The sequence below is a fragment of the Marivita cryptomonadis genome (genome assembly GCF_002115725.1).
Lineage (GTDB): Bacteria > Pseudomonadota > Alphaproteobacteria > Rhodobacterales > Rhodobacteraceae > Marivita > Marivita cryptomonadis.
The window spans coordinates 32,949-50,232 of record NZ_JFKD01000020.1 but is presented as its reverse complement, the minus strand read 5'-3'; the positions used below and the strand labels follow the sequence as shown (position 1 = coordinate 50,232).

Genomic DNA, 17,284 nt, shown 5'->3' with positions numbered 1-17,284 from the left:
GAATATTTGCAGAACCAGATCGGCGCTGCGATGGCTCACTTAGGAGAAGTGCTGCAGATGATCGCAAATATGAGGCAAGTTTCGAACATCTGGCCGAGCCAGCAGGCGCGGACAGGCGGGGGAATGGTCAACATGACACAACCCTGTTGCCGTCCACTAGCCACTGTCGGCGGCGGGTCATGACATCATTGGCCGATCTGCTGGCGAGCGTCTTCGACCGACGCAAGGTGTGGCCTGCTCTTGCAAGACCTAGCGAGAAATCAATTGCCGAACTGGCGTTCGAACTGGTCGGCAGTGCGGGGGAAGCATCAGGACTCGCGTCAGCTGCCACCATATTGGCAGGTTACTCCAAGCTTGACGATGCGGGCAAGCTTGCCTTCTTCCGGATGTTGTCAGTCGAGATGAACATTTCCGCGGACAAGGTGCGTCAAGCGCTGGATTTGTATGAAGCCTCTCCTTCAAGGGCCACCTACCGAGACTTCGCCGCTGCAGCTGAGCCGCCGCGGCAGGAGTTGATCCGTAGGCTGAACAGGGTGCCTGGAGCGACAGGTAGTCTGGTGCGTATGCGGGCCGATTTTCTGCGTTTGGGCCGGGGCGAGCCAGATCTTGAAGCGCTGGACCTGGATTTTCGGCACCTCTTTGTGTCGTGGTTCAACCGTGGCTTTCTGGTGCTGCGACCGGTCAGTTGGGAAAGCCCTGCACACATCCTCGAAAAGATCATCGCCTATGAAGCCGTTCATGCGATCGACAGTTGGGATGACTTGCGGCGGCGGCTGGAGCCTGGAGATCGACGTTGTTTTGCTTTCTTCCATCCAGCTATGCCGGATGAACCGCTGATCTTCGTAGAGGTCGCCCTTACACAAGGCATCGCAAATTCCATTCAATCGCTCTTGTCTGAAACCCGCGAGGAAAAGTCTGTAGCAGAGGCAGATACAGCGGTATTCTATTCAATCTCTAATTGCCAACCTGGACTTGCTGGCATTTCTTTTGGCAATTCGCTTATCAAGCAAGTCGCTGCGGATCTGTCCCAAGAGTTGCCCGGAATCCGTACATTTGTGACGCTGTCCCCGATGCCCGGATTCACCGAATGGCTGTCGGAAACGGGTGTCCATACTAAACATGTCGATGTACAGGCGCTCTGCGCGCTTGGTGCCTATTTTCTTGCCCACGCGAAAGACCGCAAAGGGATGCCTTTCGATGCCGTGGCACGTTTCCACCTGGGCAACGGGGCTATTCTTCATCAAGTCCATGCCGATGCGGATCGCTCTGAGAAGGGTCTCGGTCAGTCTGCAGGCCTGATGGTCAACTATCTCTACGACCTAAGCCAAGTAGCGCAGAACCACGAGCGGTTCGCCACGACAGGTGAGGTCGCCACCTCACCTCAAGTGCGTGCGCTTTGTGCGCAGGCAGAGAAATTTCTTCACACGGAAAAGACAGTATGACCAACCCGCTCTTCGACCGATTGTTCGCGAGGCATGCAGGCGAGAGCAAACCGCTTTTGCGACTGGTCGACGGTACCACCGTTTCTTATGCCGCTTTTCTTAGTCTCGCCGCGCAGATTGCTCATCTTCTGACACAAAGCGGACTGCAAGCCGGTGATCGTCTAACAGCCCAGGTTCAAAAGTCGCACGAGGCGTTGGCCCTCTATGCCGCTTGCGTCCAAGCGGGAGTGGTTTTCCTACCGCTGAACGTGGCCTACACCTCTGAAGAATTGAACTATTTCATCGAAGACAGTGGCGCGCGGATGATTGTCTGTGACGGCAAGGTGGCAGCGGCGCTTTCACCTATCGCCACTCGGCTTGGGGCTTCGCTGGAAACACTGAACCAGGACGGAACTGGGACGTTGATGGAAAGCGCGCGGGTGATGCCGGAAGCGTTTCCTACGGTAGATCGTTCATCTGAAGATCTTGCAGCATTGTTATACACATCCGGGACAACTGGGCGCTCAAAAGGTGCCATGCTCAGTCAAGGAAATCTTCTGTCGAATGCTGAGACTTTGGCGAAGGAGTGGCAATTCACGCCTGACGACGTGCTGTTACACGCCCTGCCGATTTTTCACACACACGGTCTTTTTGTAGCGACCAATGTGACTTTGGTTTCAGGGGCATCAATGATCTTCCTGCCTCAATTCAATGTCGATCAGCTGGTCGGACTCATGCCCGACGCAACAGTTCTGATGGGTGTTCCGACCTTTTACACACGGCTGCTGGATCACCCACAATTTGATCGCCACCGAGCGTCCGGCATCAGACTGTTTGTGTCTGGCTCAGCTCCACTTCTTGCAGAGACCCATGTCCAGTTCGCGGACCGTACGGGGCACCATATCCTCGAACGCTATGGGATGACCGAAACCAACATGAACACGTCAAACCCCTATGACGGTGAGCGCCGCGCGGGCACGGTCGGACTGCCTCTTCCAGGGGTGGAGGTGATGGTAACTGACCCAGAAACCGGTGCTACTCTGCCCGAGAACACTGTGGGACAGATTGAGGTTCGCGGACCAAACGTATTCAAGGGCTATTGGCAGATGCCCGAGAAAACCGCCGCCGAGTTAAGAGGCAACGGGTTCTTCATTACTGGCGATCTGGGGAAGATCGATGAAGACGGCTATGTCCACATTCTGGGGCGCAACAAAGATCTGATCATTTCCGGCGGATACAACATCTATCCCAAAGAAATCGAACTGGTGCTGGATGCCCAGCCAGGCGTGCTCGAAAGCGCTGTCATCGGCGTGCCGCACCGTGACCTGGGCGAGACAGTCATCGGGTTGATCGTGGCCGCGCCCGGCCAGTCGCCGGGCCCAGAGCAGATCATGGAGGCGATTCAGGGGACGCTCGCACGATTCAAGCAGCCCAGACGGCTCATCCTTGTACCGGAATTGCCGCGAAATGCGATGGCCAAGGTGCAGAAAAACATCCTTCGGGAACAGTTCAAGGATGCAGTCCATACGGTCTGATGCGGTTCTCAGAGTAACGAAGTTTGAGGTGCCCATCGCGAACTGAGTTTGAAAAGACCACGGTGACCTTCGAGGAGGAAGGTGCCGCAACTTAGAAAACCAAGGGAGGAGAGACTTATGACCAAACATTTGATCGGCCAAGGCGGAATGACCCGTCGGGGCCTCTTGAAAAGCGGGATGGCAATGACGGCAGCAGGGTTGGTGCTGCCGGCCGGTATGGCCATGGCGCAAACAGAACCGAAGAAGGGCGGGACCCTGCGGATTGGCTTCAACTCGGGCAGCACGACCGATAACTACGATCCCGGCGTGTGGGATACGAACTTCGTTCAGGTCTTTGCCCAAGCGCGGCACAACTACCTGACGGAAATCGCAGCCGACGGCTCTCTGGTCGGGGAAGTTGCGGAAAGCTGGGAGGCCAGCCCCGATGCGATGACCTGGACGCTGAAGATCCGATCAGGCATCACCTTCCACAGCGGCGGAACCGTGACAGCTGATGACGTCATTGCGTCGATCAACTACCACCGCGGCCCGGAGAGCACGTCGGCTGCCAAGCCGATCGTCGATCCGATCGTCGAAATGAAGTCAGACGGGCCGAATACAGTCATTGTCAAATTGAGCGGCGGGAATGCCGATTTCCCCTATCTGATGTCGGACTATCACCTGCCGATCATGCCCGCGAAGGACGGCAAGATCGATCCGACCTCGCCTGACGGATGCGGCCCCTACAAGGTCGACGATTTCGAACCCGGCATCAGCGCCTCGCTGACCCGGCATTCGGGATACTGGAAGACGGATCGCGCCCATTTCGACGGGCTGTTGCTGCTGGCTCTGCCCGATCCAGTGGCGCGGCAGAACGCGCTCTTGACCGGCCAAGTGGACGTCATCAACCAAGTCGATCTGACGACGGTTTCGATGATGTCCCGCAACTCATCGATCCGCGTGCTTTCGGTGACCGGCAACCAGCATTTCTGCTTCCCGATGGATACGCGGGCGGCGCCGTTCGACGACAACAACGTGCGGCTTGCGCTGAAACATGCCCTCGACCGCCAGGAAATGGTTGACAAGATCCTCTATGGCTACGGTGCGGTCGGAAACGACAACCCGATCGGCCCGACGCAGCAGTATTATGCGGCGGACCTGCCGGTGAACGGCTATGACCCCGACAAGGCCAAGTTCCATCTTGGAAAGGCCGGGCTGGACTCGCTCGACGTTTCGCTCTGGGTTGCCGAGACCGGGTTCACGGGGGCCACGGATGCCGGTTCGCTTTATGCCGAACGGGCCAAGGCCGCCGGCATCAATATCACCGTCGAACGTGCGCCGAACGATGGGTATTGGAGCAACGTCTGGATGCAGAAGCCATGGGTTGCCTCATACTGGGGCGGTCGCGCCACATGCGACTGGATGTTCTCCACCGCCTATGCGGCGGGGGCGCCCTGGAACGAAAGCTATTGGGACAATGAGCGGTTCAACACGCTGCTGTTGCAAGGGCGGTCGGAGCTGGACGATGCCAAGCGGGCGGAGATATACCACGAGATGCAAGCCATCGTTTCGAACGAAGGCGGCGTTGTGATCCCGATGTTCGCAAGCTTCGTCATGGGCGTTTCGAACGCGGTCGCAACGCCCGATGTCGTCGGCGCGAACTGGGATCTCGACGGGTTCCGCGCGGTCGAGCGGTGGTGGTTCGCCTGATCCTTCCGATCATCTGAACGGGCTCTGGCGAGACGACCTTGCCAGAGCCTCGAGGCCGTTGCGGCATCAAGACCGCAGGCCATGCATGCAAACGGGGGGATGAAATGAACGAGATCTGGCGGATGATCGGGCAGCGGCTGCTTTTGGGTGTGCTGACCCTTTTCATCATTTCCGTGGTGATCTTCGGCGCGACGGAGCTTTTGCCGGGCGACCTCGCGCGCGAATTGCTGGGTCAATCGGCCACCGAAGAAACCCTCGCGGCACTTCGCGAGCAGCTTGGCCTCAATGATCCGGCGCCGCTGCGCTACTGGAACTGGCTGGCCGGCGTGTTGCAAGGCGATTTCGGGATGTCGATGGCGACACAGAAACCGATCTCGGAACTGGTTGGCGCAAGGTTAGGAAATACACTTTTCCTGGCATTATATGCGGCGGCCTTGGCTGTTCCCTTCGCCTTGCTGCTTGGTGTTCTGGCAGCGCTCTGGCGCAATTCGATTTTCGACCGCGCATCGAACGCCCTGGCCCTCACCGCGATTTCCTTTCCCGAGTTCTTCGTGGCTTACACGCTGATCTTGTGGCTGGCGCAATCGGGCCTCTTCCCGTCGATGGTGCGCATCACCGGCAGCACGACGACGGGCGAAATGCTGTACATGGCTTTCTTGCCCGCGCTGACGCTGACCCTTGTGGTCACGGCGCACATGATGCGGATGACGCGGGCCGCGATCATTAATCTGCTGGCCAGCCCCTATATCGAGATGGCGCGGCTGAAGGGCATGTCACCGATGCGTGTCGTGCTGCGCCACGCGGTGCCGAACGCACTGGCCCCGATCATCAACGTGGTGGCGCTGAACCTTGCCTACCTGATCACCGGGGTCGTGGTGATCGAGGTGGTCTTTGTTTATCCCGGTCTCGGGCAGTTGATGATCGATGCCGTGTCCAATCGCGACATCGCGGTGGTGCAGGCCATCACGCTGATCTTTGCATCGGCCTACGTCCTGCTCAACCTTCTCGCGGATGTGCTCTCGACGATCACCAACCCGCGCCTGATGCACAGGAAATAGGCGCATGATCATTCTGATTTCCATAATCGTCGGCCTGGCATTGTTCTTCATGATCGGTGTTTCCGCTCGCTCCGCATTGCAGGCGGTGGCTCCGGCCCATCACAAACCAACGTTCCGCGACATGCCGTTGACGGCTTCCTTCGGACTGGCGGTCATCCTATTTTACATCTTTGTCGCTGTCTTTGCCCCGTTGATTGCCCCTTACGGCGAGAGTGAGGTTCTTGGCGCCCAGTTCTTGCCGTGGGCATCCCCCCACTATCTCGGCACCGACAAGCTGGGCCGTGATATGCTGACCGGGCTGATCTATGGCGCGCGCAATACCGTGGGCATCGCTTTTGCCACCACTGCGCTTGCTTTCTTTGTGGGTTCGTTCCTTGGCCTATGGGCGGCGCTCGTCGGAGGCTGGCTCGACCAATCGTTGTCGCGTTTTGTCGATGCACTGATGGCCATTCCAGCCCTGATCTTCTCGCTCCTGCTGCTCACGATCTTCGGGACATCGGTTCTGACGCTGATCCTCGTCATCGCGGCTGTTGATGCCACGCGTGTCTACCGTCTGGCGCGCTCGGTCGCCCAGGGAATCGTTGTCATGGACTATATCGAGGCCGCCCGTCTGAGGGGCGAAGGCATGTGGCGTCTGATCCGGCGCGAGATCCTTCCGAACGCCATGGCCCCCCTGGTGGCCGAGTTCGGCCTTCGGTTCTGTTTTGTGTTCCTGGCGATCTCGGCGCTGTCGTTCCTTGGCCTTGGCATCAAACCACCGACCGCCGACTGGGGCAGCATGGTGCGCGAAAACGCGACGCTGATCACTTTTGGCGACATCACCCCGCTGCTGCCCGCCGGGGCCATCGCGCTGCTGACGGTGGCGGTGAACTTCGTGGTGGACTGGCAATTGCACCGCGCCAGCGGTTTGAAGGAGTAGGCCATGGAAAACACAAGGCTTCTGACCATCAAGGGCCTTAAAATCGAAGGCCGCTCCGGTGACGCATGGCATGAGATTATCAAGGGTGTGGACCTTACCCTACATAAAGGCGAAGTGCTGGGCCTGATCGGGGAATCCGGGGCTGGAAAGTCAACTCTGGGTCTGGCTGCAATGGGCTTTGCCCGGGACGGTTGTCGCATCTCGGGCGGGACAATCGACTTTGACGGGATCGACCTGCGGACCGCCTCCGAAACTCGAAGACGGGGCCTGCGGGGCAAGCGCATCGCCTATGTCGCTCAATCGGCAGCGGCGAGCTTCAATCCCGCGCACAAGCTGATCGACCAGTATTGCGAGGCGCCGGTCGTGCATGGTGTCATGCCGCGTAAGACGGCCGAGGACGACGCAGTGGACCTCTACCGTCGCATGCGCTTGCCCAACCCGGATGCGATCGGTTTCAGATATCCGCACCAAGTCTCAGGTGGGCAGTTACAACGAGCGATGACCGCCATGGCAATGTCCTGCCGTCCAGACCTAATTATCTTTGACGAACCAACCACCGCGTTGGACGTCACCACCCAGATTGAGGTCATGGCTGCTATCCGCGACATCGTACGCCAGTTTGGCACGGCGGCGATCTATATCACGCATGATCTTGCCGTAGTTGCTCAGATGGCCGACAGGATCAAGGTTCTGCTCAGGGGCGATGAGGTGGAGGAGGCCGACACCCGCTCGATGCTGGCCGCCCCGCGTGAGGACTATACCCGCAGCCTCTGGGCCGTGCGCAGCTTTGCACGCGCCGAACACCCGTCTGCAACCGGAATTCCGGTAGCCTCGGTTGGCAATGTGACGGCGGGCTATGGGGCGGTCGATGTGCTGAAAAATATCAGCTTTGACATCCACGCCGGACGCACCGTGGCCGTCGTGGGTGAGAGCGGATCGGGCAAGTCGACCACGGCGCGGGTTATCACAGGTCTTCTGCCACCGCGAGAAGGCGAGGTCCTGTTCAACGGCAAAGCGTTGCCCGCCAGTTTCAAGGCCCGCTCCCGCGACGAACTTCGCCAATGCCAGATGATCTATCAGATGGCGGACACCGCCTTGAACCCAAAGCTTCGCCTGCGCGAGTTGATCGGTCGACCGGCAGCAATGTATCTGGGTCTGAAAGGAAAGGCGCTGGATTCTCGCATCCGCGACCTTCTGGCCTTGATTGAACTGGAACCCGACAAGTACATCGACCGCTTGCCGTCGGAGCTTTCGGGTGGGCAGAAACAGCGCATCGGCATCGCACGGGCCCTTGCCGCTGAACCGCAGCTCATCATTTGCGACGAGGTCACCAGCGCCCTGGACCAGATCGTGCAAGAGGGAATCCTCAAACTGCTTGACCGGCTTCAGAACGAGTTCAACCTTGCCTACATGTTCATCACCCACGATTTGGCCACGGTGAAAGCCATCGCCGATGAGGTGGTGGTGATGCAGCATGGTGCCGTGGTCGAGCGTGGAGCGAAAGCGGAGATATTTGCTGATCCGAAGGAGGATTATACAAGGCTCCTGCTCTCGTCAGTTCCGGAAATGGATCCTGACTGGCTCAACCGCCTCTTGGTTGCGCGCTCGGGCTTGACTCCAAATGATTGAAGCACTCGGTGGTTTGCGCAGGTCGAGAACCGATACGCTAGGAAGACTATCGTAGCGACGGCGCAGTCGGGTTCTTTTCTTTCGGTGAGTTTCTGATTGCCTTAGTCAGACAAGGATGACTCTCTCGGATTTACTGTCCGCAGAAAAAACTGACAAAGGAAACTACCAATTGCGATCAAGGTCGATCCGCAGCATCCGACGCGCCGAACTCTCAAAGGCGGCATTCGAGGCTGTGGTCCTTTATGGACTCCGTGGGACTACACTTGAAAAGGTAGGCGAGATCGCTGGCGTTTCTGAAGGTGTCGTCTTGCATCATTTCAAAGACAAGAGCACTTTGCTTGAGGCCGTGATCCGCCGAACCAACGGAATGCTCAGCACGTCGCTGGTCGAACTCTACCGCCACGCTGAGACATCCTATGAGCGGCTTTGGGCAATCATTATCGCGAATTTCCACGAGTCGATCTTCAATCAGGCAGTCTGCCAGGCATGGGTGTCACTTATGGCAGAGGTTCCCCATAACAGGTCATGCCAACGCGTGCAGATTGCCAACTATCCGCGCATGTCCAGAAATTTTTCGCATGAGTTGAAGCACTTTGTTACAAGAGATGAAGTCAAAATCATCGCGCGGTAGCTCAACCTGTTGATTGACCGCATTTGGGTGCGGGTTGGCTCGCGGGTCGAACCGCTCGATTGCGACCGTGTAATCGGCGACCTTGAGTATTTCCTGATGCGGTTTCCGCCATTGGATGAAGAAAGCATCCAAAAATCATCGGGCTGCACGCGAAAAGATCGGGAACGTGGCACGTATCGCACTGGGAACGCGTGCATTTCTTGAGGCCGCAATGGGACGCTGATGGTCAGTCACCGGCCATGACCCGGGTCAGGTGGTCTGCGATCTGATGGATTGACTGTTGTGCCTCGGGCAAGTCTTCATACCATTCAAAGACGTGCCAAAGACCTTCCCACACTTGCAGATCGACCCTCGCTCCGCTGTCGCGCAGCCGTTGTGACAGCTGAACCGCTTGGCTTAGCAGCAGGTCGCGGGTTCCAGTGCTGATCAGGACCGCAGGAAAGCCGGAATCGAACATGCCGTTGATTGGTGAAATCAATGGCTGATCCACATTGTTGGTCCCAGCATAATAGCTCGCCGCCATATCCGAGTTGCGCCGCGTCAATGTGGGGTCGCGGCCATCGTTGAAGGTCAGGCTCTCGCCTGCGTTGCTCAAATCGCACCATGGCGACAGGAGGGCGGCAGCATCGGGCAAGCGCAAAGCTTCGGCTTTCGCTTTCAGCATCCAGACGAGCGACAGGTTTCCCCCTGCAGACTCCCCCACGATGGCAAAGGGCCGGTCGGCGAGGACCCGGTAGACCGCAAAGCCATCGTCAACGGCTGCCGGCCAGGGATGTTCGGGTGCCAGCCGGTAGTCCGGCACAATGATCCTTGCACCGGTCAGGGCCGAAATTGGGGCTATGATCGGCAGGTCTTCTATCGGGCTTCCTTCGACCATGCCACCGCCAAAACCATAGAGTATGGGCCAGTCGACCCGCAGGGTTGTTGGGCGCACGTCCAAGCAGCGCACCCCGCCAAGTGTTACTTCATCTTGATTAACGCCATGCTCCTGACATATGCGTGGAGCTTCGGCCTTGGCCAACTCCATCGCTTTTGCCCGCAAGGCGGGTAGGTTTCGAGTCGATCTGTCTCTTGCTCGGACGCCTTGATCGAGAAAGTTCAGGGCTGCGTCGCTGAGATGTGGGAAGGGCGACATGATTGGGATCCCGTTGTTATTGTGCCTGTCGGCCTAGGTGCCACGACCGGGCCCGCATGTTGGCCCAGACATCTGGCAGTGTGCCCGCTGCAATCTCGCGGCCTTCAGCCGGCGCTCCTAGGACAAATGGTTAGTACTGCGGATCTGCGATCCAGGGTTTGTAGATCTGTTGCACGCTTGGCCTTATCAGAACTTTGTCGGCGATACGTTTGGCATTGGGAAATTCTGACATCGTCGGGTGTCCTTTGGCCACGCGCAGCCATGTCGTGAGCATAAAAAGATAGATATCTGCCGCACTGAATTGATCGCCAAGCACCCATTCATTGTCGCCGATTTGATCTTCGATCACCGTCCAGGTTTCCCTCAGTCTCCGGCTGCCACGTCGCTGCGCACTTGGTTCGTCGCCGACGGCATCAACAAATCGGTCCGGGTAATAGGTCAGCTGAAAAGCGTTCTGAACCGAGTTGGAGAAGTAGACTAGCGTCTGCAGATACCTCGCTCGCGCTGGATTATTAGTGGCCGGAGCTAACCCTGCCTCGGAATGCCGGTCGCATAGAAACATCGTGATCGCGGCGCATTCATACATCGCTCCATCTTCCCACAACAACACCGGGATCCAGCCATTGGGATTGACGGCCAACTGCTCGGGCGGGCGTGGCTCGTCCATCTTCACCGATGTCTCAATAAGCTCATAAGGCGCGCCGATCTCTTCGAGCAAAACGCGCACGCCCATCGAGGCGCTCTTGAGTGCGTAAAACAGTCTATACATCCCTGTGGTCCCCTAGTAGGTCCATGCTTCGGTAAGCGGCCTGATTTCGACTTCGTTGCTCCAGACCCCTTTGGGCTGTTGAAGTGTCAGCCAATAGGTTTCAACGACATCTTTGTGATCCGCCAAGCCCGCCTGATCGCGGGTCACGCGGTAGATGCCGTTCATGGTCGGCACGTCAAGATCGCAATCAAGGCGCATATGCACGATATGAACCCCATCTTTCGAATAGGCCTTTGTCAGGCTCTGCGACAGCGCGCGAAGGCCGAACTTCCCGATTGCATAGATCGGATGCGTGGCCGAGCCCCGAAATGCCGCCGTTGCGCTTGAGAAAAAGATCGTGCCGTGTCCACGTGTGCGCATCTCGGGCAACACCGCCTTCGCGGCGGCAAAAGCCCCTGCTAGTTCGAGGCGGAAGGTGTATTCAAGCATGTCATAGGTCATGTCCAACGGTTCGCATCTGGCAAACGTGCCCCGGACGTTGTAGATCAGCACGTCAATCGGGCCTGCATCCGCCGACAGGGCACTGAGCGCCCGTTCGAGGGAGACAGGGCTGTTGGCATCGGCGCGCTGGTGCCAGACCTGAGTGGTTGGGCGTTCTGCCAAGGCTGCATTCTGTGCTGCGACGCGGCTTTCCTCGGACCGAGAGACAAGCCCGAGATCATATCCGCCGCGCGCAAATCGTTTCGCCAGCGCCGTTCCAAGCCCAGGACCAGGGCCAACTATGGTGCATACACCCCGGCGAGAGGTCATATTTTCAGGTCGAGTCTTGGTTTCCAGAAGGGGCGGAATAGCTCGATCTTGGGGCAACGGTTCATGACCACCTTCAAGCCGGCATCTTCGGCCAGCTTGGCGGCGGCGTCATCGTAGACGCCGATCTGGCCCCACAACACCTTTGCCCCGATCTCGATCGCCTGTTCGGCAAAGCCGTACAGCTCTTCCTTGGGGCGGAAGACCTCGACCATATCGACCGGGCGGTCGATCTCTTGCAGGGAATGGTAAACCTTGATCCCGCGGATTTCCGTGACCTTTGGGTTCGGGTTGACCGGGATCATGTCATACCCGGTCTCATGCAGGACGCGCAGCACGCCATAGCTGAACTTGGTCTTGTCGGCGCTGGCGCCCACCATGGCGATGGTTTTGACCGATTTCAGGATATCGGCGAGGAAGGCCGGATCGTAATCGTAGATGTGATCGACATCGGCATCGGGCATGATCAGGTCTCCTTCGGCGCGGCGACATCCGCCTTGAGTTCATGCGGCTTTAGCGGATCGAGAAACGGATTGCGGTAGAGGCGGTCATGGCTTTCCACCCCGATTTCAAGGGTGATATCACTGGTCGCGCGCGCCACGCAGAGGATGACATATCCTTCAGCAATCTGGCGATTGTTCAGCGCCACCTGGCGGCGTTGGTCGACCTGGCCGTCGGTTAGTTTGGCGGCACAGGTGATACAGCCGCCGTATTTGCACCCGTAAGGCAGATCGACGCCTTGGTCGCGCAAGGCATCCAGCAGCGGTCGGCGGGCGTCGACCTGATAGGTGGCATTGTCGCGGTTGGCGATGGTCACGGTGTAGGTCGTCATGCGCGTGGCTTTCTATGCGGTGTCCGGCGCAGTGTCATAGCCAGATATCGCTTGTGCAATCGCCGCCGGGATACCGCATTTCGTGGCAGCGTGCGGGGCCGCCCGGTTCCTTGCCGAAATCGACGATGAAGTCCTTGTTCATTTGCATGCCGCCATTTTCCGGGTCGCAGTCGATCATCACCATCACCCCGCCTTTTTCGCGGATCTCTGGGTAGAACTGATTGTCCCAGGTGCTGAAGAGGCTAGTCGTCACGTAAAGCCGCCTCCCATCAAGCGAGAGCTGGAACATTTGCGGCCCGCCGGCTATTTTCACGCCATTCACCTCAGGCGCCTTGCCCAACAAGCCACCCATCCACACCTGCCCGGTCAGCACCGGATTATGTGGATCGCTGATGTCATACTGGCGCATGTCGCCATGCAGCCAGTTGTTCAGATAGAGATATTTGTCATCCATCGAGATCAGGATCGCCGACATCACGCCGGGGATCGGGATCGGCCATTCGGGATGCGGTTCATTCTCGACATCAATGATTTTCTCCCATTGCCAGGCCCCGGCGCCGTCCTTCCACCAATGGATGACATTGGAACTGAGCGCAGCCCCGCAAAACCCATGGGTGCTGTCGGGATCATGATGAAACTTCACCTCAAGCGGGATCAGGCCATCTTCGCCCAGATACATGGTTTGAATGGGTTCGCGTTTCTCAAAATCCCAGAAATGCAGCTCGCGCCCGTATTTGAGGTGGCCGACCTCCTCCAGGTCGAACCCAGGCATGAAGGTGTTCGGCGCAGCCCATTCCGAACTGACCATGACGTTATGGCGCGGCTGATACCAGAAATCATAGCCGAACTTAATCTCGCCCATCGAGTTCTCCCAACGGCCGACAATCTCGAAATCCTTGTTGAGATGCAGATAACCCCCCGGCGCCACGCCCTTGGCATTACCCAGAAACGAGATGATGATTTCCGAGCCAAGGCAATGCACCGTGTGGGGCCCAGACAGATCGGTCTTCGCCTTGATCTCGACCCCTTCGATGACCTTGTGAAGGCGCGGGGCGCGCGGATCGGTGGCGGTGTCGACGATATGCAGATTGTTCGACCGCACCCCCGGCAGGATCAGGTATTTGCGGCTCATAGAGTGGTCATCATGACACGATGAGCAGGCATTCCAGCCCATATGATGCAGCTCATCCCCGATCCCCGGCATCTCAAGCCGGTGGATCACCTGGCTGTAGGTCGGGCTGTCAGGATCGACATCGACTGTCGCCAGATAATCCGGCTTTTGAATGCCGGTTCCGGTGTAGATCGCAATCGTATAAAGTAGCTTTTCGCGCGGGGCTTTGATGGCCTCCGCAGGCGATGCATAGCCCGGTCCGCAACATTCCATTAACTATCCTCCCATCCGGTCCGCAATGGCAACAACTCGATACATTTCACGCAGAACAGGTTTTTCGATCAGTTTGCCGTCGATCACCACAAGCCCTGTATCCGCAGCCTCGAACTCGACAATAATCCGGCGCGCGCGGGCGATCTTGTCGGCCGGTGGCGTGAACACCTGATTGAGCACGGCGATCTGTTTGGGGTGAACCGAGCCTTTGCCTGCAAATCCCAGATCGCGCACCTTTTCCGCCTCGATGCGCATGCCCTCAGGATCATCCAGATCAAGGAAAGGCACATCTATCACATCAAGGCCCGCCGTTGCCGAGGCATGAACCACGCGGCTGCGCGCATAGATCATAGATTCGAAGCTGTTCTGGCATTGCAGTTCGGCAGCCATATCCACGCCTCCGAAAAACATCGCGTCGATCCGATCCGAGCATTTGGCGATTTCAAACGCTGCCTCTAGCCCTTCGTTGGTCTCGATAATCACATGCAGGCGGGTTTCGTGCCCAGCCTCGGTCAGCAGTTGGTCCAGTATCACCACCTCGTCGGGCGTGCGGACCTTGGGCAACATCAGGGCGGGTGGCGGGGTACCAGTCGCCAGGATGGCCTGCACGTCCTCAATCCCGAACCGTTCACGCATCGAATTGATCCGCACGATACGTTCCACGCCGTCATCGGCTTGCGGCTGTTCGAACAGGGCAAGGGCCTTTTGGCGGGCCTCGGCCTTGTCCTTGGGCGCAATCCCGTCTTCCAGCTCGACACAGACGATATCCGCCCCAGACGCCAACGCCTTGGGAAACATATCGGGCCGCAGCCCCGGCGTGAAAATAAAGCTTCGGCGGGGGCGCGGGATGCGTGCAGTCATTGTCATCACTTCCTTCCTGTCAGCCAGTTCCGGTCAGGCGATCCCATGTAGGGTTTTTGTTTCAAGATAGTCTTCCAATCCCATCAAACCGCCTTCGCGACCATTGCCGGACTGTTTGTAGCCACCAAAGGGCGAGCCATAGTTGAATCCCCCGCCGTTGATGTGAATAGCACCGGCGCGGAGGCGGGAAGAGACGCGCTCCGCGCGGGCCGGACTGCCCGTCTGAACATAGGCGGCAAGCCCGTATGGCGTGTCATTGGCAATAGAGATGGCATCGTCCTCATCTTCGAACGGGATGATCACCAATACCGGGCCAAAGATTTCTTCCTGAGCGATCCTCATCTCGTTACGGACATCGACGAAGATGGTCGGTCGGGTGAACCAGCCGGTTTCAAACCCGTCCGGTTTGCCCAAGCCTCCCGACAGAAGGGTGGCGCCTTCATCGATCCCGACCTGGATCATGGTCTGAACGCGGTCATACTGAATGCGATCAAACAGCGGGCCGATGTGATCGCCTTCTTCGGTGGGGTCGCCGACCGTAATGTTGTCCGCCACGTGTTTAGCGATTTTCAGAGCCTCGTCATAACAGGACCTCTCCACCAAAAGCCGTGTCGGGGCATCGCAGGATTGGCCGGTGTTGAACATGCATTCCAGCACGGATGCGCTCACGCGTTCTTCCAGATCGCAATCCGCAAAGACAAGGTTGGGGGATTTACCACCCAGTTCAAGAGTCACCCGCTTGACCGTCTCAGCGGCATCACGCATCACAGCTGTACCCGCACGGGTTGAGCCGGTGAAGGACATCATCTGCACATCCGCGTGACGGGACAAGGCAGAGCCAACGTTGACTCCGTCGCCATGCACCAAGTTGAAAATGCCCGCAGGATAGCCCGCCTCGTGAATAATCTCGGCATAAACCATGGCCGAGACCGGCGTGTGTTCCGAGGGTTTCAGAACGCAGGTGCACCCCGTTGCAAGCGCCGGAATGACCTTGAGCGCGATCTGGTTCATCGGCCAGTTCCACGGCGTGATCAGGCCACACACACCGATTGGTTCACGAAGGAGAACATCGCCATTGGCAAGTGTCGTGCGCTCCTCAAGCGTCTCCAGCGCATCAATAAAGCCTTGGAGGTGGCCAATCGCGGCATCGGCCTGCGCATCGCGGGCCATAGAGATTGGCGCGCCCATTTCCATGCGCATGGCCTGGGCGAGATCCTCGAAACGGTCTTCAGTGACCGCCTTCAGTCGCCACAATAGCGCCAAGCGTTCGTCTTTGCTGGTCTGAGAGAAGCTGTCAAATGTGGATTTCGCCGCGGCAACGGCCCTGTCTACATCCTTGGCATTGCCCATGGCCACGGTGCCGATCTGTTCTTCGGTGGCCGGGTTCATGACGGGCATTGTTGCGTCCGAGACCGGTGCAACCCATTGCCCGCCAATATAGAATTTCAGAAGATTATCCATTAACACCATATCCTTGTTCATCGCGCCTTGGCGATGGCTGTTTCGACAAGTGTGCGCATCTCGGTGAGGCTGGCGGTGCGGGGGTTGGTGCCTGCCGCGCTGTCCTGCAAGGCCTTTTCGGCGATGCGGTCCGCGCAATCAGCAGGCACGCCGATCTCGCTGAGGGCGTGGGGAATGTTGAGGTCGTCCAGCATCCGCTCGATCTCGGCAATGAAGGTGTCAACCGACGCATCCTCGAGGTTCATCGCATGGGCCATGCGTTTCACCTTGCCCTCCATGCCCGGCAGGTTGAAACGCAGGACAACCGGCAGGATAATCGCATTGGTCAACCCGTGCTGCGTGTTGAATTCCGCGCCCACCATGTGCGAGATCGCATGCACATGCCCAAGGCCTTTGAGGAAGGCGATCCCTGCCAGACAGGACCCGGCCAGCATGCCGCCGCGGGCCGCCATGTTTTCAGGCTCGCGCACCGCCACCGGCAGCCACTTAGCCACCAGCGCCAGACCTTCCAGCGCCAGACCATCGCAAAGCGGGTGAAAGCCCGGCACGAGGTAGGCCTCGATCGCGTGCACCATCGCATCGGCCCCGGTCCAGGCGGTCAGGTTGGCGGGCAGGCCGACTGTGAGTTCCGGATCCAGCAGGGCCAGAGCCGGGCGCAATTCGGGATGGCAGATGCAGAATTTCATGCCCTTGCCGGTATGGGTGATCATGGCCGTACTTTCGGTTTCGGCCCCGGTGCCCGCCGTGGTCGGAATGGTGATCAGCCTTGGAAAAGCCTGGTCCGGGCCGATGTTCGCCGGCGGTTTCTCCCATTCAAAATCCCAGAGATCCATGTCGTTTCCGGCGGTCAGACAGATGGCTTTGCCGCCATCCATGGCGCTGCCGCCGCCAATAGCGATAATCGCATCGTGACCGCCCGTACGAAAGGTTTGCCGGCCGGCGCCGATTTCATCATCCCGCGGGTTGGGCGAGATATCCGAGAAGACCGCCGAAGACAACCCGGCTTCGCCCAGATAGGTCTGCAACTGCGAAATGAAGGGCAAATCGCGGCTGTCCTTGTCGGTCACGATCAACGGGTTGGACAGCCCCAATGCGGCGCATCGTTGCCCGATTTCCGACAACCGCCCCGGCCCATAGGCGATAGGCACGGGGAACGTCCAATCCTGTGGTTGCAGAATGTCTGTGTCAGTCATGATGTTTTTTGCTTTTCATG

The 17,284-nt window shown here is 58.3% G+C and carries 16 protein-coding genes; 7 read left to right on the top strand and 9 right to left on the bottom strand.

The window, feature by feature from the left end:
* Nucleotides 1–179 precede the first annotated feature (179 nt).
* The 7 genes from MCRY_RS18465 (at nt 180) to MCRY_RS18435 (ending at nt 8,882) form a co-directional block, all read left to right on the top strand.
* Nucleotides 180–1,442 carry a malonyl-CoA decarboxylase gene (locus MCRY_RS18465; protein ID WP_085632624.1) on the top strand — a complete coding sequence of 421 codons (1,263 nt, stop codon included), beginning with the start codon at nt 180–182 and terminating at the stop codon, nt 1,440–1,442.
* Nucleotides 1,439–2,956 carry a malonate--CoA ligase gene (locus MCRY_RS18460; RefSeq protein ID WP_085632622.1) on the top strand — a complete coding sequence of 506 codons (1,518 nt, stop codon included), beginning with the start codon at nt 1,439–1,441 and terminating at the stop codon, nt 2,954–2,956. Before MCRY_RS18465 ends, MCRY_RS18460 begins: the two co-directional genes overlap by 4 nt.
* A 117-nt stretch (nt 2,957–3,073) precedes the next feature.
* On the top strand, nt 3,074–4,645 hold the full coding sequence (locus MCRY_RS18455; RefSeq protein ID WP_085632620.1) for an ABC transporter substrate-binding protein: 1,572 nt from the start codon (nt 3,074–3,076) through the stop codon (nt 4,643–4,645).
* A 104-nt stretch (nt 4,646–4,749) separates the two neighbouring features.
* Nucleotides 4,750–5,703, top strand: a complete 954-nt coding sequence (locus MCRY_RS18450) for an ABC transporter permease (protein WP_085632618.1) — start codon at nt 4,750–4,752, stop codon at nt 5,701–5,703.
* Nucleotides 5,704–5,707: 4 nt separating this feature from the next.
* On the top strand, nt 5,708–6,622 hold the full coding sequence (locus tag MCRY_RS18445; protein WP_217808241.1) for an ABC transporter permease: 915 nt from the start codon (nt 5,708–5,710) through the stop codon (nt 6,620–6,622).
* Between the two features lie 3 nt (nt 6,623–6,625).
* Nucleotides 6,626–8,251, top strand: a complete 1,626-nt coding sequence (locus MCRY_RS18440; protein ID WP_085632616.1) for an ABC transporter ATP-binding protein — start codon at nt 6,626–6,628, stop codon at nt 8,249–8,251.
* Nucleotides 8,252–8,366: 115 nt separating this feature from the next.
* Entirely contained in the window at nt 8,367–8,882 is a 516-nt protein-coding gene (locus tag MCRY_RS18435; RefSeq protein ID WP_244897933.1) for a TetR family transcriptional regulator C-terminal domain-containing protein, read from the top strand.
* A 226-nt stretch (nt 8,883–9,108) separates the two neighbouring features.
* Here the strand turns inward: MCRY_RS18435 and MCRY_RS18430 are convergent, their stop codons facing one another.
* From MCRY_RS18430 to MCRY_RS18390, 9 genes are all read right to left on the bottom strand, one after another.
* The gene (locus tag MCRY_RS18430; RefSeq protein WP_085632614.1) at nt 9,109–10,017 is read right to left on the bottom strand and encodes an alpha/beta hydrolase; all 909 of its coding nucleotides are present in this window, start codon (nt 10,015–10,017) and stop codon (nt 9,109–9,111) included.
* Nucleotides 10,018–10,147: 130 nt separating this feature from the next.
* The gene (locus MCRY_RS18425) at nt 10,148–10,786 is read right to left on the bottom strand and encodes a glutathione S-transferase family protein (protein ID WP_085632612.1); all 639 of its coding nucleotides are present in this window, start codon (nt 10,784–10,786) and stop codon (nt 10,148–10,150) included.
* A 12-nt stretch (nt 10,787–10,798) separates the two neighbouring features.
* A complete protein-coding gene (locus tag MCRY_RS18420) occupies nt 10,799–11,536 on the bottom strand; it encodes an SDR family NAD(P)-dependent oxidoreductase (RefSeq protein WP_085632610.1) in 738 nt (245 codons plus the stop codon).
* A complete protein-coding gene (locus tag MCRY_RS18415; RefSeq protein ID WP_085632608.1) occupies nt 11,533–11,997 on the bottom strand; it encodes a CoA-binding protein in 465 nt (154 codons plus the stop codon). Before MCRY_RS18415 ends, MCRY_RS18420 begins: the two co-directional genes overlap by 4 nt.
* Nucleotides 11,998–11,999: 2 nt before the next feature.
* Nucleotides 12,000–12,365 carry a 2Fe-2S iron-sulfur cluster-binding protein gene (locus MCRY_RS18410; RefSeq protein ID WP_085632606.1) on the bottom strand — a complete coding sequence of 122 codons (366 nt, stop codon included), beginning with the start codon at nt 12,363–12,365 and terminating at the stop codon, nt 12,000–12,002.
* Nucleotides 12,366–12,399: 34 nt separating this feature from the next.
* The gene (locus MCRY_RS18405) at nt 12,400–13,749 is read right to left on the bottom strand and encodes a selenium-binding family protein (protein WP_085632604.1); all 1,350 of its coding nucleotides are present in this window, start codon (nt 13,747–13,749) and stop codon (nt 12,400–12,402) included.
* Between the two features lie 3 nt (nt 13,750–13,752).
* Nucleotides 13,753–14,616, bottom strand: coding sequence for an HpcH/HpaI aldolase/citrate lyase family protein (locus MCRY_RS18400; protein ID WP_085632602.1), 864 nt, complete (start codon nt 14,614–14,616; stop codon nt 13,753–13,755).
* A gap of 27 nt (nt 14,617–14,643) precedes the next feature.
* Nucleotides 14,644–16,071, bottom strand: a complete 1,428-nt coding sequence (locus MCRY_RS18395; RefSeq protein WP_085632600.1) for an aldehyde dehydrogenase family protein — start codon at nt 16,069–16,071, stop codon at nt 14,644–14,646.
* A gap of 17 nt (nt 16,072–16,088) precedes the next feature.
* The gene (locus MCRY_RS18390; RefSeq protein ID WP_085632598.1) at nt 16,089–17,264 is read right to left on the bottom strand and encodes an iron-containing alcohol dehydrogenase; all 1,176 of its coding nucleotides are present in this window, start codon (nt 17,262–17,264) and stop codon (nt 16,089–16,091) included.
* Nucleotides 17,265–17,284: the final 20 nt, after the last annotated feature.